This is a genomic window from Bacillus sp. DHT2 (genome assembly GCF_026241455.1).
Classification (GTDB): Bacteria; Bacillota; Bacilli; order Bacillales; family Bacillaceae_G; genus Bacillus_A; species Bacillus_A pseudomycoides.
Genome location: NZ_JAPHWH010000002.1, coordinates 460,609 through 483,533 on the forward strand (window position 1 = coordinate 460,609; position 22,925 = coordinate 483,533).

The following is a 22,925-nucleotide window of genomic DNA, read 5'->3' on the forward strand; positions in this document are numbered from 1 at the left end:
CAAGGAGGATAATTTTATGAAAAAAGTCATCTTAACTATACTTTGTCTCCTCCTTCTAATCATTTCTTATTCGTATTTCGAAAAGAACGATGAGACAAAACAAAAGGAAAAAGAAACAACATCTGCCCCTCGTTGGATTGATAAACAAACAAATGATTCCTTCTATCATCTTGTCCTAGGCGATTCTCTCGCAAAAGGATATGGCTCTACACAAGGGGGATATGCGGAGCTAGCCTCTAATCAAATAGGGGAACAAATTCATAAACCAATTACAGTAGAAAACCTCGGTGTAAACGGGTTAACAACGGATCGTCTTGTTCAGAAGGTTCAATCAGAAGAAGTAAAACAAAAAATTCAAAAAGCAAATTTAATTACCATTAATATTGGAGGAAATAATTTATTCCGTTTAAATCGTGATGTAGGTGTTATAGATGGTATTAAAATGTTAAATAAAGAAAAAACTCATTTTGAAGAAGACGTAAAAAACATTGTAAAGACAGTTCGAACTCTCAACCCAAATGCTTTACTCATTCTATCTGAGCTCTATAACCCTCTACAACTCGATGATTCAATTGCTTCTTATGCAGATATGTTTTTAGATGGCTGGAATGATGCGGTTTACTCAATTTCAAAAGCGAATCAACCGTCCATTGTTTTACCAATTCGAAAATTAATACCAAATGATAAAAAAGAATTACTGTACGATCAAGTACATCCAAATGATAAAGGTTATGAAATTATTGCCAACGCGTTTACTAAACAAGTTCTATCCTACAAATATTAAAACAAAAACGAACAATTCTATTTTTATACGGTACCTTTTTTTGTTACAATGATAATGGAAGGGGGCCTTTATATGGAATCACGCGAATGGGAACGTATTGTTGATCATCTTCTTTCGTTAGTGCCTCTTTTTTATCGCAAATTTATGCTTCCTGGAGAGTTTTCTTCACAAAGGCACATGCCACCGTCACATACACAGGTGTTACTGCTATTGCATGAACGTGGCACATTAGCAGTGTCAGAAATCGGAAAGCGATTAGCGATTTCAAGGCCCAACATGACACCTCTATTAAATAAATTGATTCAAGAAGAACTTATAGAGCGTCATTACAGCGAAAAAGATCGACGAGTCATTTTAATTTCTCTAACACTAGAAGGGAAATCGTTAGTAAGTCAATATCAACAATTCATTTTAGACAAACTAAAAGAAAACTTTCAAACATTATCGGAAAGCGATCGTGAACAACTCATTCACTCGCTTCAAACGATTCAAAATTTAATTTTGAAAACAAACGTATAAAGCTGCTTCCAAAGGAAGCAGCTTTATGATTCATAATAGTTTCCATAATATACATTTGAATACGGCCATGTTGTTAAGTATGGTTTTTGCTCCGGAGAAGGCTGCGCTTGCTGATATGTTTCAAACTGTTGCCTTGTATAAGGAACAGGATAATAATGCACATATGAGTATGCTTGAGGTACATAGTAATAATACATTCATTCACCCTCCTTTTTTAAGCATATTCAAGGCGGAAAATGAATGTGACATTCTTTATATTTGTACAAGTGGTTCTCTCGCGCGTTTTTTTCTTTTTTTCAAACGTAACTTACGGTTCTTTTCATATAAATAATGCACAACAAAATAAGATATTACTCCAAATACAACCCCGAAAATTGTCATCCCAATTAATACATATACTTCACTCTGTAATAAGCTCTTTAACATAATAAAAATATTACTCGAGAAAAGATCAGATATTGTATATGGTTTATGCTGAATTACCTTTATTTCAAATGGATATAAAGTTTTCCCTAATGCATATGCAAACGGAAACAAAATTACCGGAAGAAATGATATTTTTCCGATAATATTACCAATAACCGCTGCTGGAAAAGATCCCTTTGCTAAGCGTACAATTGGATAAAAAATAAGATAAACAAGTGACGCTGTATAAATCACCAACATTTCCAAAGCAAATCCAATCGCAAATCCACGTGACACTTTCTTCGCTCCTTCTGGCGACCGGAGCAACTTATAATAATGAAATTTAAGCACTCTCCAAATACGTTGAAAAAATGAATATGTTTTTTTACCTGTTTGCACAATTATCATCTCTTTAATAGTTTTTTCTCTTCGTAGTATGAACTTAATACTACGACACAAACAACCCTATTTAACTTCACTTATACTAACTTCATCTTATTATAAATGATACAAAGAACATTCACCAAATATACATCAGACATTTCGTAACAAAAAAACCTCCCCGATTAGGAAGGTTTTTTGATGTTTTGAAGTAGACTTACCAATAATGCTTTTTGAGCGTGCAATCGATTCCCTGCTTGCGCAAAGACAACAGAATGCGATCCATCTATAATTTCTCCTGTTACTTCCTCTTCACGATGAGCGGGTAAACAATGTAAGAAGCGATACGTTGCTTTCGCATGCTGAACAAGTTTTTCGTTCACTTGAAACGGTTGAAATAATTGGTATTTCCCTTCCGTATCTTCTTGCCCCATGCTCATCCAAACATCGGTATAGATAAAGTCAGCACCTTTCACTGCCAACTCCGGATCATTCAAAACTTCAATATTTGCTCCCGTCTCATTTGCAATTTCTAGCGCACGCTTTACAATTTGTTCATTCGGTTCATACCCTGGGGGAGTCGCCACTGTCATATGCATACCGACTTTTGCACTTGCTAGCAGTAAAGAGTGACATACATTATTTCCATCCCCTAGGTAAGCAAGTTTAATCCCTTTAAATGTATGAACTTCTTCATAAATTGTCATCAAATCAGCTAATGCCTGACACGGATGATGATCATCTGTCAATCCATTAATAACAGGAATACTTGCTTCTTTCGCAAGCTCCTCTACATCTGCGTGCGAGAATGTACGAATCATAATTCCATCAATATAATGAGATAATACTTTTGCTGTGTCTGAAACACTTTCTCCTCTGCCAAGTTGCATTTCTTTTCCACTTAGAAACATTCCATGTCCACCGAGTTGTACCATTCCTGCTTCGAAAGAAACACGCGTACGAGTTGAATGTTTATCAAAAATTAATCCTAATATTTTCCCTTCTAATAAAGGTTCATGCTTCTCTTTTTTTAAATACATTGCAAATTCAATTAGCGCAATTATCTCCTCTTGCGTCAGTTCTTCTAATGTTAAAAGATCTTTCGTTTGTAATTTCGGTACTTGTATAGTTGACATAGAATTTCCCCCTTATAATATTGGTGATTTTTGTGTACAAATCACTCTTTTTATCATATTTACTGCTTCGTCTATTTCTTCATTCGTTACAATGAGTGGTGGTAAAAGTCGCAAAACATTTGTTCCAGCTTGCAATACAAGAAGCCCCTCTTTTTCTAACTGTTCTATAATGAATGTGACGTCACACTTACAAACGACTCCAATCATAAGTCCTCTCCCTCGAATATTAGTGATCCATTCAACATCAAGTAATTCTTTCTTTAATTTTTGCAGGAAGTATTCTCCCTTTTCTTTTACTTCTTGTAAAAATGAAGGTTGTTTTATAATTTGTAGTACTTCTTTTGCTGCTGTCATTGCAATGTAATTTCCGCCAAATGTTGAACCATGAGTCCCCGCTGAAAAAGCAGTCATAAGCTCTTTCTTTCCAAGCATTGCCCCAACCGGGATCCCATTTCCAAGCGCCTTTGCCGCTGTAACGATATCTGGGGATGTTCCGGTCTGTTCATAAGCAAACAACGTTCCCGTTCTTCCCATACCCGTTTGCACCTCGTCGATTATATAAAGAGCACCATATTGTCTACATAACTTCTCAATCTCTTGCAAAAAGGAAATATCAGCAGGTAAGACGCCACCCTCACCTTGAACAACTTCCACCATAACTGCAGCTACTTCTTCATTCATTGTCTCCCTGAGCGCGGCTATATCATTAAAGGGAATATGTGAAAAAGATGGAAGAAGTGGACCAAATCCCTTTTTTACTTTCTCTTGCCCCGTTGCGCTCATCGTTCCAAATGTTCTTCCATGGAAAGATTGCTGAAATGTTAAAACAAGAGATTTCCCCGTATGCTTCCGCGCTAGTTTAAGCGCTGCTTCATTGGCTTCTGCCCCGCTATTACAAAAAAACACGTAATCTAACTCACGCCCCTCTGTTAGCAATTCAGCTACCTTTTCTTGTGCCTTGTGCGGAAAAAGATTTGATATATGCCAAATTTCCTGTAATTGCTTTTTTACTGCTTCTACAAGTACAGGATGACAATGTCCTAAATTACATACAGCAATTCCAGAAGTAAAATCTAAATACTTTTCCCCACTTTCATCTATCACTTTTGTTCCGGTTCCTTGAACAATTTCAACACTGCGTCTCCCATATGTCGGAAATATATGACTACTCATACGATATTCACCCCTTTTGTTACCGTCGTTCCAACCCACTCCCCTGATGTTCCTACAAAATGTTTTGTACCATTTACAATGCTGACATGCTCGACTCCCATCTGTATTGAGGTGAGAGCAGCCTGCACTTTCGGAATCATCCCCCCTGTAATAATTTCTTTTTCTATCAGACGTAGGATCTCAGCTTCATCCGCTTTCGTTAACAACTTCCCTTCGAACAATATCCCATCTACATCCGTAATAAAAATAAGTTCTTTCGCCCCCAGCGCAGCTGCAATTCCGGCTGCGGCTGTATCTGCATTTATGTTATAAACCTGGTTTCCTCTTACCCCAATTGGAGCAATAACCGGAATATAATTCAAATCTAGTAACCCTTTTAATAGTGAAGTCTCTACACCGCTAACTTCACCAACATATCCAATATCCTCATCAAAAGGCTGAACTTGAAGTAATTTCCCATCACAACCAGAGACTCCGATTGCATGCAAGCCATGCTTTTGAAAATTCATCACCATTTTTTTATTCGTGCTTCCGCATAAAACCATTTGAACAACATTCATCACTTCTTTTGTCGTCACACGTAATCCATTCTTCTTTTCAATTGGAATATTAAATCGCTTTAGCTTTGCATCAATTTCTGCTCCACCGCCATGAACAACAATAACTTGATATTTTTTCTTCAGCTGCTCTATACATTCAAAAAACACATGTTCTAAACGTTCTAGCATACTACCACCGCATTTTACTACGATATACTCGCTCATCTTCTCTCTCCTTACGTACGATAACAAGCATTTATTTTCACATAGTCATAGCTTAAGTCGCAGCCCCAAGCTCTTCCTTTCTCCCCTCCAAGGTGCAAATGAGCATCAATAACAATTTCAGATTCCTTTAATTTTTGTTTCATTTCCTCTTGAGAAAACGCTTGTGGCTCGCTGCTTTGTAAAACAGGAATAGACTGAACAGCAATATCAACAGCGATAGGATCAATAACAACTCCACTTTGACCAATCGCACTAATAATGCGGCCCCAATTTGCATCTTCACCATACATTGCAGTTTTCACAAGACTTGAGCCAACAATTTGTTTCGCAATCTTATTCCCTTCTTCTACTGTTCGTGCTCCGTATACATTTACTTCAACTAACTTAGTAGCACCTTCACCATCTTTAGCAATTTGCTTCGCTAAGTCCTCACATACCTTTTGCAAAGCAAACATAAACTTCTCCCACTCCGTATGATTCGTATAAATAGCAGTTGTTCCTGATAACCCACTTGCCATTACAACGACCATATCATTTGTAGATGTATCACCGTCCACAGTAATTTGATTAAATGTATGATTCGTAACTTGTGATAATGCTAGCTGGAGTGCTTCTTGTTCTATATTTACATCTGTTGTAATAAAGCTAAGCATCGTTGCCATATTCGGATGAATCATACCAGAACCTTTTGCTGCCCCTGCAATCGTCACTTCTTTTCCTTCAATCATAAACTGATAACATGATTGCTTTATAACAAGATCCGTTGTTAATATCGCTTCATAAAAGGAAGCCGCCTTCTCTTTTTCTTTCGATGGTACGAGATAGGAAATACCAGTACGAATTGCTTCCATTGGTAAAGAAACTCCAATGACACCTGTTGAAGCAACTGCTACATGATTTTCTTTTAGCTGGAATTGTTTCGCAGCCAACGTTTTCATTTCATACGCATCTTGTAACCCCTGTACACCTGTACATGCATTTGCATTTCCGCTATTTACAACAATTGCTTGTAGCTTTCCTTCCACAGCTATACTTTCTTTTGTAACTTGTACTGGCGCAGCTTGAAATTGATTTGTTGTATAAACAGCTCCGCAATTAGCAGGAACATCACAAACAATTGCTCCCATATCTTTTTTCCCTTTTTTCAACCCAACCTGGGTACCAATCGCTGCAAAACCTTTTGGCGTTACAATTGATCCACTTGCAACTTTTATAATAGAATCTGTTCCAATCATCATTCTTCCCCCTTATGGATAGAGCGGCATATATTGTAATCCCGCCGTTTCCTCCAGACCTACTAATAAGTTTGCATTTTGAATTGCTTGCCCAGCCGCTCCTTTCATCATATTGTCGATAACGGAAACTACTGTAATACGTCCTGTTCGTTCATCATAAGCCGCTCCAATGTCACAATAATTTGAACCCCTTACTTCTTTTGGACTTGGAAACTCTCCTTTAGAACGGATACGAACAAAAGGAGCATGACAATACGTTTCTTCATATAGCTTCTCTAATATCTGTGCATGGATATCTCGTTTTGCTTTTGCATAGAGAGTAACCATAATCCCTCTCGATATCGGAATTAAATGTGTACTAAATGTAATTGGTTTCGCCTGTTTATTCCACTCACCAAGCATTTGTTCAATCTCTGGAACATGCTGGTGCTCATTCACTTTATAAATATGGAAATTATCATACAGCTCTGGAAAATGAGTCATTGTTGTCGGTGTTTTTCCCGCTCCTGACACCCCTGATTTCGCATCGATAATAAGTGAGTCTTCCTCTATCATCCCGCCCCGCATTAATGGCGCAGCTGCTAGCAGTGCCGCTGTTGCAAAACATCCTGGATTTGCAACCAATTCCGTTTCTTTAATAGCTAACTTTTTCCATTCACTTAATCCATACACTGCCTTTTGAAGAATTTCTTCCTTTGCAGCAGGCCTTTTATACCATGTTTCATATGTACAAGGATTCAACATACGGAAATCACCTGATAAATCAATAACTTTTAAACCAGACGCTAGCAAGCGTGGCGTCAGCTCCGCCGAAACCCCTGCTGGTGTCGCTAAAAATACAATACTAGCCTCCTTCGCTATTACATCCACGTCGATTTCTTGTAACGTATGGACAATAAAATTTTGTAAGTGCGGATATACATTTGTTATTCGTTCCCCTACTTGTGAAAAAGAATGGACAGATGTAATCGAAAAATATGGATGATGATGTAACAACCTTATTAACTCAATTCCTCCATATCCAGTTGCTCCAATAATCGCGACTTTCATATGCTCCTCCTTATATCGATTCTTTAAATTAAATATGATTATAATATTGTATATTTATAGAGTCAATTAAATATTTATTAATTTTAAAAGTTTTAAAAACGTAATTTTTCTAGAAAAACAATAATTATACATGAATTTTTATACACCTTTGATGTACGCTAGTATTTTTTCTATACTTCAAGTACAATAAAAACAATACATTTATACATGCAAGCGGGGGAAAAACATGAATGAAAAATTAATTGAAAAGATGTTGATAAAAAGTTTTCGGCAATATCAATGTAAACCTATTTCAAAAGAGGATCGGGAAACTTTAATTCAAAGTGTCCAAACAACCATTGGTTCGGAACCTAATATCGATGTATATGAAGCAATTGAGGATATTGTTTATGAATATATTACGGGAAAATAAAAAATAGGAGATTTCCAAATGGAAATCTCCTATTTTTTACTTAATGATTTACCTGCTATACGTTCAAAAAAACCTGGAAATAACGCAAAAAGTTTTGGCCCAACACTCATCCATTTTGGCAAATTCACTTCACGCTTTTTCGTTTGCATCACTTTTACAATTTGCTCTGCTACGTATGTTGGCTTTAACATGTAACGTCCCATATTTTTTACATATGTACCTGATTGATCAGCAATATCAAAAAAGTTTGTGTCAATTGGCCCTGGATTAATCGCTGTTACATGAATATTTGTATTTGAGAGCTCCATGCGTAAGCTATTCGTAAATCCTAATACCGCATGTTTGCTTGCTGCATACGCACTAGATTTTGGCGTTGCAATTTTCCCTGCTAACGAAGCAATATTAATGATTTGTCCACTATTTCTCTCTAACATATGAGGTAATACTGCTTTCGTACAAGCTACTAATCCAAATACATTGACCTGAAACATATCTTTCACTTCAGTCATGGACGCTTCTTCAAACGTTTTGAAAATACCAAAACCAGCATTGTTTACCAATATATCAATCTGCCCTGCATCCTTTAATATTCTTGCAAAAACAGTATCGATCTCTGCTTCTTCACTTACATCTAATACGTAATAATAGCAAGGCGTATTGTAAGTCGCTTTAATCTTTCCAGCTAATACTCGTAGTTTTTCTTCTGTCCGCGCTATTAATACAGGAATCGCGCCTTGCGCTGCAACTTGCATCGCAACTTGTTCTCCAATTCCACTAGAAGCTCCTGTAATGACGATTACTTTTTCTTGTAAACGTCCCGTCATCGCTGTCACCTACTTTGCATAATAAATCGATTGTGGCGACGATTCATCAATCATCACTTGTTGATTATATGCTAAAAAGTCCAATTGTCCAACTGTTTCCGAAATCGTAAGTGGCAATTGTTCTTTATATAATACAGGAAATAATTTCACACATACTTCGAAGGCTGTCATCGGTTTTTCTTTTAATAATTCTAACACTTTGAAAGCACGTGTTTCTTGTTTTTGCAATCTTCCCTCTATCAGCTCTTTCACATTCACAATGTCTTCTCCATGACCTGATAAAATACGTGAAATCTTCATGTTACTTAAACGTTTTAATGTTTGATTATATTGTAGTAAAGGTTGCGCTCGCTCTGTCTGTCCTTCATATGGCGGTTCTAGTATCGGATTGGAGGAAATATGACTGATTAAAGCATCCCCACCAATTAATAGTCCATCACGCTCCCTGTATAACGAAATATGAGTCGAAGCATGCCCAGGTGTTTCAATAACTGTAAACTCCGGTAACGATTCAATACTGTCTCCCTCTCGTACAGTATGTGTTAACGATCTATTACAAGAATATTTAAGTGTTTTCGTCGTAAGTAATGCTTCATTCTTCAAAAATGCTTCTGGAACTCCGAACTGTAATGCGGCTTCTTTAAAAAATTGTTGATAACGTTTCAAAAATTGAGAATCCTGCGTAATCCACGGCTCATTCCAAGGATGGCCCACAATATTTGTCTTCTCAGAAAATGTATTTAAAAGTCCACAATGATCAGCATGATGGTGTGTAATCACTACTGTTTCAATGTCTTCTATCCTATATCCTAAAGTCCTTAATTGTTTTTCTAATGCTGCCCTGGCCTCTTTTGTATTTGTCCCTGTATCAATTAATGTTAATGATTCTCCCTTTACTAAAAACACATTAACTGTCTCAACTGCAAATGGAACAGGAATCTCCATTCGATGAATTGCTACCATGTTTATGCCCCCCGTCTCTCTCCGGTTCAAAAATGAATCCCTCTTCAGTTTACAACTTCTTTAAAAATTTGTCATTATTTTCAGATAAAAAGAAGGTGTTTTCTATAATAAAACGAATGTATGTAAATTTATAAGTTTTTCTTACAAAAATTAAGGAGGCTTCATCATGTCTATTCAAAATATTTCCTTTCTAGGTGCCGGATCTATAGCTGAAGCAATCATCGCCGGTTTATTAGATGCGAAGGTTGTAACGGGTGAACAAATTACAGTAAGTAACCGCTCAAATGAAACAAGATTACAGGAATTACATACAAAATACGGTGTCAAAGGAACACATAACAAAGAAGAACTACTTGCTCATGCGGATATTATTTTCCTTGCAATGAAGCCAAAAGACGTCGCAGAAGCACTTCAACCTATAAAAAAATATATAACGAATAATCAACTCGTTATTTCATTATTAGCAGGTGTTTCTACAAGTTCTATTACAAGCCTGCTTCAAAAAAATGTTCCGATTATCCGAGCAATGCCAAATACATCAGCCGCTATTTTAAAATCAGCCACAGCTATTTCTCCATCCTTGCATACAACAGAGCAGCACATTTACATTGCTAAATCTTTATTTGAAACAATTGGCCTTGTTTCAGTGGTGGAAGAAGAACATATGCATGCTGTTACTGCACTATCTGGGAGTGGCCCTGCGTATGTGTATTACGTAGTTGAAGCAATGGAAGAAGCCGCAAAACAGATCGGCTTAGAAGAGTCTGTGGCTAAATCACTTATTTTACAAACAATGATCGGTGCCGCTGAAATGCTTAAAGCTAATACTAAGCACCCTTCTATCTTACGAAAAGAAATCACCTCTCCTGGTGGAACGACAGAAGCTGGGATCGAGGTTCTTCAAAGTTTTAATTTTCAACAAGCACTCGTCGCATGTATTACACAAGCTACAAAACGATCACATGAACTTGGAAAAACATTAGAACAATTAACAAACGAAAAATAATAAACGGAGCTCAGAAAATAGATCTGAGCTCCGTTCTTTTATCACGATTGTATTCTCTTATTTGCTACTCTTTCCAAAAATCTCTTCTTGAAGGCGACGCCCTGTTGGTGTTGCTGCTAGTCCACCTTCAGCTGTCTCACGAAGTGCAACTGGCATTGTTTGCCCAATTCTAAACATCGCTTCAATAACTTCATCGCATGGAATTGTACTTGTTACACCAGCTAGTGATAAATCCGCTGCAATCATAGCATTTGATGCACCTGCTGCATTACGTTTTACACAAGGTACTTCTACAAGTCCAGCAACTGGATCACATACTAACCCTAGCATATTTTTTAAAGCAATCGCCATCGCTGTAGCTGCTTGCTCTTGTGTTCCTCCAGCCATTTCAACAGCTGCCGCTGCTGCCATTCCACTTGCTGAACCAACCTCAGCTTGACAACCTCCAGCTGCACCTGAAATGCAAGCATTATTGGCAACAACCATCCCAAATGCTCCTGCTGTAAATAGAAATTCAATCATTTCTTCACGTGTTGGCTGTAATTTTTCTTTGAGCGCAAATAGTACGCCTGGTACAGTCCCAGCTGATCCAGCTGTTGGTGTTGCACAAATGATTCCCATTGCTGCATTTACTTCGTTTGTTGCAACCGCTTTGCTCACTGCATCCAACATCGTATGCCCAGATAAACCTTTCCCGCTCTTCATATACTCTTGTACTTTCACCGCATCTCCGCCAGTTAAACCAGTCGGTGATTTCACACCTTTAATACCACGCTCTACCGCTTGTTCCATCACGACTAAGTTTTTCTCCATGCCTGCAAGTACTTCTTCACGAGAGATACTTCTTGTCTCCATTTCACATTGAATCATAATTTCTGCAATTTTTACATTCTGTTCTTTAGCTTGCGCCACTAGTTCCGCTGCGTTCCGAAACATGGTGTGTCCCCCCTGCAATTAATCCATAATAGTTACTTGACAAATATTAGATTGTCCTTTAATTTCTTCGATAACTTCATCTGCCAACAATTCATCTGTTTCAATGACCATAAGCGCTCTTCTTCCTTTTTCCTTACGTGAGACACTCATCGTACTAATATTAATTTCATGTTTGGCAAGTATAGAAGCTACAGATGCAATCGCTCCAAAGCGATCATTATTTACAATAAGAAGTGCCGGACTTGTTCCTGATAGTTGTAAATCAAACCCATTTAATTCCACCACTTCAATCTTTCCACCACCAATTGAACAAGCAACCACTTCAATCTCCTCTTCTCCTTTATACAAACGAATTCTCGCTGTATTCGGATGTGGTGCATTCGCTTCTTCTTCAATAAAGTCCACTTCAATCCCACGCTCTTTTGCAATTTCTAGCGCACTTGGGATACGTGTATCATCTGTTTCAAATCCTAGTATACCACCAATCAATGCTACATCCGTTCCATGACCACGATATGTTTTTGCAAACGAGCCATATAACGAAATCGTAACTCTTTTTGGTTCATGACGGAAAAGTTGACGAGCAACTTGCCCCATTCTTGCTGCACCTGCTGTATGTGAACTGGACGGCCCAATCATAACTGGACCGATAATATCAAATACTGAGCGATATTTCATCATGATTCCCCCTAAATCTTTTATAAAAAACTGCTTACTACTATTCTATTAAGCTGCCGATTCTGTTGCCTTTCCTCCCGTACTACGAATTTGCTCCGCTGTACGAATTGGATAGTTTTTGAATAGAAGTAAGCCAATATATCCTGCAATAATACCAGACACCATAATACATAAGAAACATAGCGTTACTTTCATCGGATCATTAAAACCATACATAACCATAAGTCCGGCAATCGCACCAGCAATAAATCCTGGTAGCAATCCAAATTTTAACACAGAAGCCCCTACAAGCATAGCATAAACAGGTGATACCCCCATTCCTAACGCAACAAGAGTTGCACCAGCTACTCCGCCTAGACTACCTGCTGATTCTCCAAGAAACTAAAGAGTGAAAAAAGACTGAGTACAAATAATAATAATACGGTTCCCTTAATAATCCCCATGATGCCCTCTCTCTTTTAGTCAATTTCGTTTCGTTACGAAAAATGGCTAAAATGCACGCTGTAACTCCCGACGAATTGTAATTTGCCCTCATTATAGCTTGTTTTTTATGAAACGCTTACTTTTGTTGAATTTCAAAGTTTCAGAATTATTTTTTTTTACTTCTCTTGTAGTAACAATAAGACAAACTATCTATATAACAGTTTTTCAAAATGACCGATGTTATGTGTTTTTCTCATATTCATCTAAAAATCTTAAAATCCCTGTATTAGTTCATATAGATATCAAATGATAACAGTTTCAACTATCTTGTAGAGAAAAAATTTTTTATAAAAAATAAAACAATGGCAAACTTATGTTGCCATTGTTTGTAAAATGTTATCGTTCTACTGGAAAACATTTCAAATCCATAGCTATTTCTGTATTTGCAAACAACAACTGAGCTTCTTGTAACAATTCCTTATATGTATCTGCTTGATAACGCGAACTAATGTGAGTCAATATTAACCGTTTCACATTCGCTTGCAATGCAATACTTGCTGCCTGTTCTGTTGTTGAGTGAAAATAATCATGTGCCTGTATTTCATCTGCTGCTGCAAATGTCGCTTCATGTACAAGTATATCTGCATCTTGCGCAAGGATTCTACTTGCTTCACAATAACGTGTATCCCCTAAAATCGTAATGATTCTTCCTTTTTGAGGTGGACCAATAAAGTCTTTTCCGTGTAAAACCCTTCCATCCTCTAATTCAACTACTTCACCGTCTTTTAAACGTTTAAAGATTGGCCCTGGCTTTACGCCAGCTTCTAGCAGCTTCTCAACAAGGAGATGTCCTTGTATGTCTTTCTCAACGATTCGGTATCCAAAACATTCAATTCCATGTGACAACCTCTTCGTTTCTACATGAAATTGCTTGTCTTCAAAAACAATACCCTCCTCAGTAATTTCTACAATTTCAAGTGGATATTTAACATGTGTTGTACTCACCGATAATGCGACTTCAATGAATTGCTTAATCCCTTTTGGTCCGTATACTGTTAATGGAGTTGTTCCTCCTTGAAAGGAACGACTTCCTAATAAACCAGGTAACCCAAAAATATGATCTCCATGCAAATGTGTAATAAATATTTTTTCAATGCGACGTGGACGCACTGATGTATGTAAAATTTGATGTTGTGTTGCTTCACCACAGTCAAATAACCACGTTTCACCTCGTTCTTCTAACAACTGCAAAGCGATTGCCGAAACATTTCTCCCTTTTGAAGGGACGCCTGCACCAGTTCCTAAAAATACAAATTCCACTTTCTTTCCTCCAGCTCTTTATAGAATCTATCTTTCATCTTACGGAATGTTATTTCAAATGGCAAATGAATTTCTACGAACTACTCATCTAGACAACTATAAAACACGAACGTTAACGATAAAAAAATAGCAATCGTTCGTGTTTTATAGTAAAATAATTGTATTACAAATAAAGGGAGCGTTTAACTATGAAAGAAGTATTTCGTTTACAAACTGATTTTTCATCTTCATTTGATCGCTGGGTAAGTTCTTTCGTGTCTGATCACCCAGCACCACTAGAATGGACGACTTTAAAAGAGTTAATTCATGAATACACCACATCGCATACAAATCGAACGTTACCTGAATACATTTCTTCATCTATCACATATTATGCACGACGTATTTCAACAACAAACAATTCAGAGATTGTGATTTATGAAAATCCCTCCATCTCATAATCTATAAAGTGAAACTTTAATCAGTGTCGCTTCATCCCCCACTGATTATTAGCCCTCACCAACCGGGCTTTTACGGACAGTTGATCCCCAATCTAACTTCTTTGCTTTCACTGAAATTTGAGATAGGGGTCTTACTGCCCACAAATAGCGGGATAAAAATATACAAAATATCATCCCCTTTTTACTATGAATAATAAATGGCCAACTGGTCATTTTAAAAACATAGTATTGTAAAGGAGAGATATCATTGAAAAAATTAAAGATGTTTTCAATCATTTTTTTGGCAATTATTTCATTGCTTGGATGTGCAGGAAAGCAAAAGGAGAAAGCATTGGATAATCGCGAAAACAATGGCGTACGAAATGTTACATACGAAGGAAACAACACTAACCTTCAAAGAGTAAAAAATAATACGAACGGTGTCACGAACAATGAAACACGACTGCATATAGCAAATAAAGCGGCAGATCGAATCGTTGAACTAGAAGAAATAGACAAGGCAAATGTAATCGTCACAAATAGAAATGCCTATGTTGCAGTTGTTTTACGTGAAAATGTAAAAGGACAAATCACAAAACAATTAGAAAAGAAAGTTGCAGATCAAGTTAGAGCTACCGACCCAGATATTCGTCATGTATTTGTATCTTCAAATCCTGATTTTGTAGATCGAATGAGAGACTATGCGGACAAAATTAACCAAGGCAAACCAGTAACAGGGTTATTTGAAGAATTTACCGAAACCGTTCGAAGAGTATTTCCTAATTCTCGGTAACAAATCAAGTAGCCTTAATCGAGAAAGTAGTAAATCAAATGCTTTTGGAATCTGGAGTAACGACTGCAGGATGGAAAACTTCATTAGATTTAGAAGCGAGTTAAATATAAAAAGTGTCATGAGTACTAAATTACCATGACACTTTTTTACATAAATTTATTTTCCAATTTCTGCCGAAAAGATTTCTCCTGCTTTCGAAATAACTGACTCCCTCTTTGTAAAACAGGAGTTCCATATTTATCATTAATCTGGTCAATTACAGCTAATAGTGGCTCTTCTTTCGCATCTTCTTCAAATGAAAATAAATCCAATTGTTTAATTGATTCTGTTTTCCATTCTAATTCCGTAGCTGTGACACCAAGCAATCGAATCGGATCGCCATCCCAATGTTGCTTCCATAAACGTGAAGCAGCTTGAAAAATATCACATTCTTCCCAAATTGCATTTTTTAATTGTTTACTCCGCGTTACTGTACGCCGATCATAGTATTTCATCATAATTTGAATGTTATAGCTGACAAGAGTCCGTTTTTGTAGCCTTTTGCTAACTGATTTCGATAAGCGCTCTAACATATCAAGCAATTCCTTCTCTTCATCCATATCCTTCGAAAATGTTGTTGAATTTCCGATACTTTTATGTTGTCCCATTTGATTTGGATCGACTTCTCTATCATCCATACCTTTTGCCCGTTTTTGTAAATCAACGCCGTGCTTTCCTATTTTTGCACGAATCACATGCGCTTCTCCCTTTGCCAACTGTTCAATTGTATGTATATGGATTTCTTTTAGCTTTTCTGCTGTTTTCTCACCAATTCCATGCATTGCTTCAACAGGACGTGGCCAAAGTAATTCCTGAATATCTCGTTTCCGAAACACAGTAATACCAAGCGGCTTTTTCATATCTGACGCAGTCTTCGCTAGAAAAAGATTTGGGGCTATTCCAATGCTACATGGCAACTCTAATTCTGTTAATAATGCTTGTTGAATCATCTTAGCAATCTCAAGAGGTGAACCTAATCCATAACAATCTGTTATATCTAAGTAACCTTCATCTATAGAAACTGGCTGAATCTTTTCAGTAAAGCGTGAAAGAATTTGAAACATCTCAAATGACGCCTCGCGATATAATTTAAAATTCGGGTGCTTCACAACTAACTCTGGACATAACCGCTTCGCTTCCCAAAGGAGCATTGTTGTACGTACTCCGTATTCCCTTGCTTCATAACTACATGTTACAATAACCCCTTTTCGTTCTTTTTCATTCCCTGCAACCGCTAATGGTTTTCCTTTTAATGATGGATCATGGGCAATTTCAACTGACGCGAAAAAACAATTCATATCAACATGTAGAATGACACGACCGTTTTTTGGATACATTTCTCTCATGTTTCTCACCCCCGAAAAAGAACGTTTGTTCCTGAATTTATTATATCAAATTCCTCAAAAACAGTGGAGCTTTTCAATCACAAAAACACGTTCTTTCCGACTATTTTTTGATATACTGAAATCAGCAATGGATAATTATGTAAAAGGAGAGGGTGGTATGAAAAACCATAGTAAACTCAATTACACGTTCCTCGTTATTATATTAATTATTGCTATTAATTATTTACTACTGCCGATTTTTAATATTAATGTGAATACCTTCGCACTGCTACCTCACTTAGTACGTGTTGCAACAACGTATATACTCCCCTGGATTTTTTTATATTGGCTCATTCGCCTTGTAAAAGCAATCGAATCCAAATGAAAATGGCGTGTAAACCTATGATGGTTTACACGCCATTTTTTTCGTATGCTTACAATTATTTCGCTATTTCTTCAATAATTGCAACAACTAGTTCAGCTGTTTTTACTAATTCTTCAACAGGAATTTTCTCGTTTGTTGTATGAATCTCTTCATAACCAACTGCTAAGTTTACTGTTGGAATACCATGCCCTGCAATTACGTTTGCGTCACTTCCGCCACCACTTTGGTGAAGAGAAGGTGTACGACCAATCTTTTCAGCAGCACGTTTTGCAACTTCTACAACATGATCGCCATCAGCAAATTTAAATCCTGGGTACATAACTTTTACTTCAACATCTGCTTGACCGCCCATTTCTTTTGCAGTTGTTTCAAATACTTCTTTCATTTTTGCAACTTGCTCTTGCATTTTTTCATCTACTAAAGAGCGAGCTTCTGCGAAAATTTGCACATGGTCACAAACGATATTTGTTTGTGTGCCACCTTCGAAACGACCGATATTTGCAGTTGTTTCAGAATCAATACGACCAAGGGGCATTTTTGCAATTGCTTTTGCTGCGATTGTAATTGCAGATACACCTTTTTCAGGTGCTACACCGGCGTGAGCTGTTTTCCCGCGAATAATCGCATTTACTTTTGCTTGCGTTGGCGCTGCAACTACGATTTCGCCCACTTTTCCATTGCTATCTAATGCATAGCCATATTTTGCTGTAATACGTTCACGATCTAATGCTTTCGCCCCAACAAGACCTGATTCTTCACCAACTGTAATAATAAACTCGATTTTTCCATGAGGAATATTTTCTTCTTTTAAAACGCGGATTGCTTCAAACATGGATGCTAATCCAGCTTTATCGTCTGACCCTAAAATTGTAGTACCATCTGATACAATATAACCATCTTTAATAGAAGGCTTAATTCCTTTACCAGGAACTACTGTATCCATATGAGAAGTGAAGTAAATTGTATCTACTCCTTCTTTCGTCGCTGGCAAAGTACAAATTAAGTTACCTGCACCATGTCCAGTTACACCCATCGTGTCATCTTCAAATACTTCAACACCTAAAGCAGTAAATTTCTCTGTTAACACTTTGCAAATTTCTGCTTCATATTTTGTTTCAGAATCTACTTGCACAAGTTCCATAAATTCATTTACTAAACGTTCTTGATTAATCATGAGAATGCGCCTCCTGCATTGCATTAAGTATGTAACATCGTTAATTATAACAGAATTTCGCAAAAGTTTCGAAAGACAAGCTAAAAAAACAGATGGTTCACACATCTAGATAACCATCTGCTTTCTTCTACTCATTTAAAAGGACCCACCGCATATGATCTTCCCAAACCCCATTTACCATTAACATCTTCCGGGACACCCCTTCATATTGAAAGCCAATCTTCGTTACAACTTGAATAGATGCTAAGTTACGGGGCATAATCGGGGCTTCTATACGATGTAATTGGAATTCTTGAAAAGCCACTTCAATTGCTTTTCTAAGCGCTTCTGTCGTATAACCTTTGTTTAATTCATCTTTATCTAGTTTATAACCAAGAACACAGGACTGATAAATTCCACGCACAATTAAATTGAAAGAAATACAACCGATAATATTCGTATCATCACCTTTTTTAAAAATCCATAATCGAATAATTTTCCCTTCTACAAATTCTTTCTCATCTTTTTGCAACCGTTTTCTTTGATAATCCAATGTAAAAAAATCATCTGGTCGATATTCTTCCCACGCCTTTAAAAACTCACGATTTTTGTCGTAATATTGAAGAACTTGCTCTGCATACAACTCATCGATTTCTCTTAATTGCAAACGTTCTGTTTCATATATTTTCATTATCGTATCTCCATTCTTCAGCTTGCAAAACTTTTTTAAAAGGCACCGAAAAAACTGTGTCCTATGCTGTTTATATTCTCTGTGTATTTCAAATTTTCCTGTTATATTTTAGATACACTTCTCGAATTTTGTCTTCTCTATACCCTTGTCCATGTTTCCATTTCTCGATACAATAAAGTGAAACTTTAATTATTGGGGAGTCTCCATTCCCCCAATAATTATTAATCCTCACCAATTGGGCTTTTACGGACAGTTCATCTCCCACCTAACTTCTTTGCTTTTGCTGAATTTTAAAGTGGGAGTGTTACTGTCCGCAAATAGCGAGGGAGAGTTGGAATGATTGTAAGGAGGTTTAACATGAATAAGAAAGCACAAAAAGTTATGATATACGTTATGCTAATTTCAATGCTTGTAACAACATTACTCACTGGAGCAAGTATGTTTTGGTAAGGAGGACGATATATAATGTCGTCCTTTTTTAGCACAAACAGGCTGTTTATTCTCCTGGATAGAAAATAAACAGCCTGTTCAATCACAATCATTTTAATGAATGATTTATATTTTATTTTATTATTAGTACAAGCGCTACAATACTAAATGAAAAAGCCATCACAAGGGCCATAACAAAGCTGGTATAATGTTTTTGCTGAAACGCTCCTATAACAAAAGTTACATTTAAAAGTGCCATGAACACAATTGACACCAGAAAAGAACATACATTAAAAGTTGCCAATATGAAAGTCACAATGAATAGAAAGCCAATAAAAAACTGCATATAAGAAAGCCTTGGATTCAAATACATACGAGCAACTCCTTTTCCAATAATCTTCGTATATCCTCATTAATACATGGATATGTACACATGTCAAGACAAGTTCGTGGAAAGAAAAAGCCAACTTGTTCGGTTGACCTTTTCGTAAACCAGAGCTCCTTTTTCTTTTGCAAGCTGCTGAAATGTTCTTTTCGATTTTACAATCCATACCTTTGTTCCAATTGGAATGCGATCAAATAAATATTCCACATCATTTTTTTTCATTCTAATGCATCCTTGTGAAATATATTTTCCAATTGAGCTTGGCTGATTTGTACCGTGAATACCATATTTACTCCCGTCAGTATCTCGTGCATTAAACCCCATCCACCTAGAGCCAAGTGGATTTTTTGGTGAACCACCAGGGATATCCTTCGCAATATAATAAGGATTTTTTGCCTTCATTACAATATCAAAACTTCCCTCTGGCGTTAACTCGTTTGTTTTTCCCGTCGCTACAGGAAAGACCTTTTGTATTTTACCATCATCAATATAAGCAAGCTTGTTCGTCTGCTTATTTACAATAATAAATGGATCTCCAGCACGCGGATTATCTCCAAGAGGCCATATCGGTGAAAGAGAAAAACATAATAGTAAGGACAGAAAATACGACATGATTCATTCCTTCCCTATATATATAAATCCATTTTGATTTTTCGACATATTAGCTGCGGCTATGAAAACAAAAACTACTCTCCACTTATTTTCTCTTTTATTTTCACACGGCATGGGGCGAAAAAGAGCACTGACCGCTTCTATGCATGGCCGGATGCTCTTGCCTACCTAAAAAGAATGGTTTGATGTTGGCTTTTTAATTTGGATTTATATAAGTTCTTTCACATTATCCTTCCCTTTAAACCTACTTTTAATAAGTAAATATTGCTCCATTTCATAAACAAGTTGAACAAGCTTCGCACGCATTTCAAATTCTTCACGTGTCTTAGGAAGTGGCATTTCTCTAAAAATCTCTCGCATTTCTTGTAATTGTCTAAGTGAAATAAGACCTGTGCTTTCAGGACGAATAGAATTCCCCACGTTTCCAATCACTTCCGCAATCATATCTGATTGCTCATATGACCACGATAAGGAAGCTGCAAGCGGCATAATCCGCTCTAAAATTTCAAATTGTTGTATACGCATATCAAAATACCGATAATAATAATCATCTTCTCGCATAAATTGATTTTCAAGTTTTTTGAAGGATAACTCTTTTGCTTGCTTTAAAATGTCCTCTGTTTCAATTAATTCTTTTCCAGCCCATGTACTATCTCGATTTCGTAAATATACAGCCATCTCAAATAAAATCGTTTTAAAATTCCATTCTACTTTTTCCTGATACCTTTTTAATTTTTTTTCTGCACTTGGCATATACATATTTACCAATAAAGCCACACTAATTCCAATTGTTAAAATTGCAATTTCATTTCCAATCGCTAACCATGTGATATGTTTTAATGAATACAAATGCATGACAATAACTGAACTTGTAACAATTCCTTCTTGAATTTTAAGCATAACAGCTGTTGGGATAAAAGTAAGAAGTAACAAACTAATAGCAAGTGGTGTATAACCAATTGTTTCAAAAATACAAAACGAGAATACCATCGATAATAAGCAAGCTAAAAACCGATGCAAAGATGCTTGGAGTGATTTTCGTTTCGTATTTTGCACACACAAAATAACCAAAATGCCCGCAGAACTATAAAATTCCAAACCGAATAGCTGCGCAATAAAAACTGCCGCACCTGTTCCAACTGCTGTTTTCACTGTACGATATCCAATTCTAAACATATCATTGCTCCTATATGTATAAACGTATTTACAGTAAGTATAAAAAAAGGATGACAAGCTGTCATCCTTTTCTCCTTATTATTCACGTAACTTTTACATGTTACAATATTTTTTGTAAAAATTCTTGTGCGCGTTTGCTTTTTGGTTCTGTAAAAAACTGTTCTGGACTTGTATCTTCAACAAGCTTTCCACCATCTAAAAAAAGCACACGATCAGCTACTTCTTTTGCAAATCCCATCTCATGTGTCACAATTGCCATTGTCATTCCTGTAGTCACTAAAGATTTCATTACTTCTAATACTTCTTTTACCATTTCAGGATCTAGTGCCGATGTTGGTTCATCAAAAAGCATAACTTCCGGTTCCATTGCCAATGCTCTAGCAATGGCTACACGCTGCTTTTGTCCACCTGAAAGACGGTTTGGATATGCATCCTTTTTATCGAGCAATCCTACCTTTTCAAGAAGTTCCTTCGCCTTTTTCTCTGCTTCTGGTTTTGCCACACCTTTTACATTTACTGGTGCGTACATAATATTTTCTAATACTGTCATATGAGGGAATAAGTGAAAATGTTGAAACACCATTCCAACATTTTCACGAACACTCATAATATTTGTTTTTGGATTGGTCACTTCTTCATTCCCAATCCAAATGTGACCATTTGTAGGTGTTTCTAGTACGTTCATACAACGTAAAAATGTTGATTTTCCTGACCCAGACGGTCCAACAATCGCAACAATTTCGCCCTTTTCGATTGTTGTCGTAATTCCTTTTAGTACTTCATTTTGTCCAAATGATTTATGAAGGTTTTCAATTTTAATCACTTTTCTTCATTCTCCCTTCAATTGCTTTCCCGACTAATGTAAGAATAATTACTAGAATATAGTAAACAAGTCCGACAAATAGTAACGGTTCAAGATATTTAAACGTTTCACCGCCTACAATATATGCACGGCGCATTAAATCAGTCGCACCAATTACTGTCACTACTGCCGACTCTTTCGTAAGTGTTGCAAATTCGTTCACAAGCGCTGGTAATATATTTTTTAATGCTTGTGGTAAAATAATATTTTTCATCATTTTTCTATATGGAACACCGAGAGCCATCGCAGCTTCAGTCTGTCCTTTATCAACAGCCTGAATTCCTGCACGAATTACCTCTGACATATATGCACCCGAATTTAAACTAAATGCAAGTACTGCTGCTAAAAATGCTGGTATATCATATCCAATCATTTGCGGAACACCGAAATAAATAATCATTAATTGCAAGACAAGTGGTGTACCACGAAATATCGATGTATATAAATCAGCAGCGATATTTAACACTCTTACTCTAGCAATTTTACAAAGTGCTAATAACGTTCCAAGTATAAAACCAACTAAAGCAGATACTGCTACAATTTTCAGTGTAACTTCTAGTCCCTTTAATATATATGGTATCGACGGAGTAATTGCCGAAAAATCTAAGTTCATCTTTTGTCATTCCTCTCACAGAAAAGAGAAAGGC

General features: G+C 36.7%; 29 protein-coding genes and 1 pseudogene. 9 read left to right on the plus strand and 21 right to left on the minus strand.

What is annotated here, in order from left to right:
- Window positions 1-16: 16 nt before the first annotated feature.
- Together ORL93_RS07405 and ORL93_RS07410 are read left to right on the plus strand one after the other, a co-directional pair.
- Window positions 17-784 carry a GDSL-type esterase/lipase family protein gene (locus ORL93_RS07405; protein ID WP_265958830.1) on the plus strand — a complete coding sequence of 256 codons (768 nt, stop codon included), beginning with the start codon at window positions 17-19 and terminating at the stop codon, window positions 782-784.
- Between the two features lie 72 nt (window positions 785-856).
- On the plus strand, window positions 857-1,303 hold the full coding sequence (locus ORL93_RS07410) for a MarR family winged helix-turn-helix transcriptional regulator (RefSeq protein WP_097794383.1): 447 nt from the start codon (window positions 857-859) through the stop codon (window positions 1,301-1,303).
- Window positions 1,304-1,326: 23 nt separating this feature from the next.
- Here ORL93_RS07410 and ORL93_RS07415 read toward each other — a convergent pair whose 3' ends face one another.
- From ORL93_RS07415 to argC, 7 genes are all read right to left on the minus strand, one after another.
- On the minus strand, window positions 1,327-1,500 hold the full coding sequence (locus ORL93_RS07415; RefSeq protein ID WP_003200119.1) for a hypothetical protein: 174 nt from the start codon (window positions 1,498-1,500) through the stop codon (window positions 1,327-1,329).
- Between the two features lie 55 nt (window positions 1,501-1,555).
- Complete coding sequence (locus tag ORL93_RS07420) at window positions 1,556-2,107, minus strand: DUF2062 domain-containing protein (protein ID WP_003200118.1); 552 nt, start codon at window positions 2,105-2,107, stop codon at window positions 1,556-1,558.
- 167 nt (window positions 2,108-2,274) lie between these two features.
- Complete coding sequence (gene argF, locus ORL93_RS07425; protein WP_006095911.1) at window positions 2,275-3,225, minus strand: ornithine carbamoyltransferase; 951 nt, start codon at window positions 3,223-3,225, stop codon at window positions 2,275-2,277.
- 12 nt (window positions 3,226-3,237) lie between these two features.
- Complete coding sequence (locus ORL93_RS07430) at window positions 3,238-4,398, minus strand: acetylornithine transaminase (RefSeq protein WP_018766124.1); 1,161 nt, start codon at window positions 4,396-4,398, stop codon at window positions 3,238-3,240.
- Window positions 4,395-5,162 carry an acetylglutamate kinase gene (gene argB / locus ORL93_RS07435; RefSeq protein WP_265958831.1) on the minus strand — a complete coding sequence of 256 codons (768 nt, stop codon included), beginning with the start codon at window positions 5,160-5,162 and terminating at the stop codon, window positions 4,395-4,397. Before argB ends, ORL93_RS07430 begins: the two co-directional genes overlap by 4 nt.
- Window positions 5,163-5,173: 11 nt before the next feature.
- Window positions 5,174-6,397, minus strand: coding sequence for a bifunctional glutamate N-acetyltransferase/amino-acid acetyltransferase ArgJ (gene argJ / locus ORL93_RS07440; protein WP_018780806.1), 1,224 nt, complete (start codon window positions 6,395-6,397; stop codon window positions 5,174-5,176).
- Between the two features lie 12 nt (window positions 6,398-6,409).
- Window positions 6,410-7,447: an N-acetyl-gamma-glutamyl-phosphate reductase gene (gene argC / locus ORL93_RS07445; protein WP_265958832.1), complete on the minus strand. Its 1,038-nt coding sequence runs from the start codon at window positions 7,445-7,447 to the stop codon at window positions 6,410-6,412.
- 226 nt (window positions 7,448-7,673) lie between these two features.
- Here argC and ORL93_RS07450 point away from each other — a divergent pair, with 226 nt between their 5' ends.
- Window positions 7,674-7,859, plus strand: a complete 186-nt coding sequence (locus ORL93_RS07450) for a YqzH family protein (protein ID WP_018766126.1) — start codon at window positions 7,674-7,676, stop codon at window positions 7,857-7,859.
- A gap of 29 nt (window positions 7,860-7,888) precedes the next feature.
- Here the strand turns inward: ORL93_RS07450 and ORL93_RS07455 are convergent, their stop codons facing one another.
- Both ORL93_RS07455 and ORL93_RS07460 read right to left on the minus strand, forming a co-directional pair.
- Complete coding sequence (locus ORL93_RS07455; protein ID WP_018780804.1) at window positions 7,889-8,683, minus strand: SDR family NAD(P)-dependent oxidoreductase; 795 nt, start codon at window positions 8,681-8,683, stop codon at window positions 7,889-7,891.
- A 9-nt stretch (window positions 8,684-8,692) separates the two neighbouring features.
- Window positions 8,693-9,646, minus strand: a complete 954-nt coding sequence (locus ORL93_RS07460) for an MBL fold metallo-hydrolase (protein WP_265958833.1) — start codon at window positions 9,644-9,646, stop codon at window positions 8,693-8,695.
- Window positions 9,647-9,812: 166 nt separating this feature from the next.
- Here ORL93_RS07460 and proI point away from each other — a divergent pair, with 166 nt between their 5' ends.
- On the plus strand, window positions 9,813-10,652 hold the full coding sequence (gene proI / locus ORL93_RS07465) for a pyrroline-5-carboxylate reductase ProI (protein WP_006095917.1): 840 nt from the start codon (window positions 9,813-9,815) through the stop codon (window positions 10,650-10,652).
- Window positions 10,653-10,709: 57 nt separating this feature from the next.
- On the opposite strand, the gene sdaAA is transcribed toward proI, so the two are convergent.
- From sdaAA to rnz, 4 genes are all read right to left on the minus strand, one after another.
- The gene (sdaAA, locus tag ORL93_RS07470; RefSeq protein WP_003208393.1) at window positions 10,710-11,588 is read right to left on the minus strand and encodes an L-serine ammonia-lyase, iron-sulfur-dependent, subunit alpha; all 879 of its coding nucleotides are present in this window, start codon (window positions 11,586-11,588) and stop codon (window positions 10,710-10,712) included.
- A gap of 18 nt (window positions 11,589-11,606) precedes the next feature.
- A complete protein-coding gene (gene sdaAB / locus ORL93_RS07475; RefSeq protein WP_016116224.1) occupies window positions 11,607-12,266 on the minus strand; it encodes an L-serine ammonia-lyase, iron-sulfur-dependent subunit beta in 660 nt (219 codons plus the stop codon).
- A 48-nt stretch (window positions 12,267-12,314) separates the two neighbouring features.
- Window positions 12,315-12,584 carry a hypothetical protein gene (locus ORL93_RS07480; protein WP_018780802.1) on the minus strand — a complete coding sequence of 90 codons (270 nt, stop codon included), beginning with the start codon at window positions 12,582-12,584 and terminating at the stop codon, window positions 12,315-12,317.
- A gap of 501 nt (window positions 12,585-13,085) precedes the next feature.
- Window positions 13,086-14,009 (minus strand): ribonuclease Z, encoded by a 924-nt coding sequence (gene rnz, locus ORL93_RS07485; RefSeq protein ID WP_003200147.1) that lies wholly within the window; start codon window positions 14,007-14,009, stop codon window positions 13,086-13,088.
- Between the two features lie 188 nt (window positions 14,010-14,197).
- Between rnz and ORL93_RS07490 the strand changes: the two genes are divergently transcribed.
- From ORL93_RS07490 to ORL93_RS07500, 3 genes and pseudogenes are all read left to right on the plus strand, one after another.
- Window positions 14,198-14,449 carry a DUF3932 family protein gene (locus ORL93_RS07490; protein ID WP_018780801.1) on the plus strand — a complete coding sequence of 84 codons (252 nt, stop codon included), beginning with the start codon at window positions 14,198-14,200 and terminating at the stop codon, window positions 14,447-14,449.
- 247 nt (window positions 14,450-14,696) lie between these two features.
- The gene (locus tag ORL93_RS07495) at window positions 14,697-15,221 is read left to right on the plus strand and encodes a YhcN/YlaJ family sporulation lipoprotein (RefSeq protein WP_018766132.1); all 525 of its coding nucleotides are present in this window, start codon (window positions 14,697-14,699) and stop codon (window positions 15,219-15,221) included.
- Window positions 15,221-15,325, plus strand: a pseudogene (locus tag ORL93_RS07500) (MgtC/SapB family protein); the annotation flags it as partial. The gene ORL93_RS07495 and the pseudogene ORL93_RS07500, both read left to right, overlap by 1 nt.
- A 42-nt stretch (window positions 15,326-15,367) precedes the next feature.
- Here ORL93_RS07500 and ORL93_RS07505 read toward each other — a convergent pair.
- Entirely contained in the window at window positions 15,368-16,606 is a 1,239-nt protein-coding gene (locus ORL93_RS07505) for a DNA polymerase IV (protein WP_018780800.1), read from the minus strand.
- A gap of 157 nt (window positions 16,607-16,763) precedes the next feature.
- Here ORL93_RS07505 and ORL93_RS07510 point away from each other — a divergent pair, with 157 nt between their 5' ends.
- The gene (locus ORL93_RS07510; RefSeq protein WP_029426860.1) at window positions 16,764-16,970 is read left to right on the plus strand and encodes a hypothetical protein; all 207 of its coding nucleotides are present in this window, start codon (window positions 16,764-16,766) and stop codon (window positions 16,968-16,970) included.
- A gap of 55 nt (window positions 16,971-17,025) precedes the next feature.
- On the opposite strand, the gene ORL93_RS07515 is transcribed toward ORL93_RS07510, so the two are convergent.
- Both ORL93_RS07515 and ORL93_RS07520 read right to left on the minus strand, forming a co-directional pair.
- On the minus strand, window positions 17,026-18,144 hold the full coding sequence (locus ORL93_RS07515) for a tripeptidase T (RefSeq protein WP_003200167.1): 1,119 nt from the start codon (window positions 18,142-18,144) through the stop codon (window positions 17,026-17,028).
- A gap of 127 nt (window positions 18,145-18,271) precedes the next feature.
- On the minus strand, window positions 18,272-18,814 hold the full coding sequence (locus ORL93_RS07520) for a GNAT family N-acetyltransferase (RefSeq protein WP_265958834.1): 543 nt from the start codon (window positions 18,812-18,814) through the stop codon (window positions 18,272-18,274).
- Window positions 18,815-19,171: 357 nt separating this feature from the next.
- On the opposite strand from ORL93_RS07520, the gene prli42 reads away from it, so the two are divergent.
- Window positions 19,172-19,264 carry a stressosome-associated protein Prli42 gene (gene prli42, locus ORL93_RS07525; protein ID WP_018780796.1) on the plus strand — a complete coding sequence of 31 codons (93 nt, stop codon included), beginning with the start codon at window positions 19,172-19,174 and terminating at the stop codon, window positions 19,262-19,264.
- 112 nt (window positions 19,265-19,376) lie between these two features.
- On the opposite strand, the gene ORL93_RS07530 is transcribed toward prli42, so the two are convergent.
- From ORL93_RS07530 to ORL93_RS07550, 5 genes are all read right to left on the minus strand, one after another.
- Window positions 19,377-19,616, minus strand: coding sequence for a DUF3894 domain-containing protein (locus tag ORL93_RS07530; protein WP_016116232.1), 240 nt, complete (start codon window positions 19,614-19,616; stop codon window positions 19,377-19,379).
- Between the two features lie 63 nt (window positions 19,617-19,679).
- Entirely contained in the window at window positions 19,680-20,240 is a 561-nt protein-coding gene (locus tag ORL93_RS07535) for a L,D-transpeptidase (RefSeq protein ID WP_006095921.1), read from the minus strand.
- A 207-nt stretch (window positions 20,241-20,447) separates the two neighbouring features.
- Entirely contained in the window at window positions 20,448-21,416 is a 969-nt protein-coding gene (locus tag ORL93_RS07540) for an aromatic acid exporter family protein (protein WP_265958835.1), read from the minus strand.
- Between the two features lie 100 nt (window positions 21,417-21,516).
- On the minus strand, window positions 21,517-22,239 hold the full coding sequence (locus ORL93_RS07545) for an amino acid ABC transporter ATP-binding protein (RefSeq protein ID WP_097794389.1): 723 nt from the start codon (window positions 22,237-22,239) through the stop codon (window positions 21,517-21,519).
- Window positions 22,232-22,891 carry an amino acid ABC transporter permease gene (locus ORL93_RS07550; protein ID WP_003200153.1) on the minus strand — a complete coding sequence of 220 codons (660 nt, stop codon included), beginning with the start codon at window positions 22,889-22,891 and terminating at the stop codon, window positions 22,232-22,234. The genes ORL93_RS07545 and ORL93_RS07550 overlap by 8 nt, the downstream gene beginning before the upstream one ends.
- Window positions 22,892-22,925 lie beyond the last annotated feature (34 nt).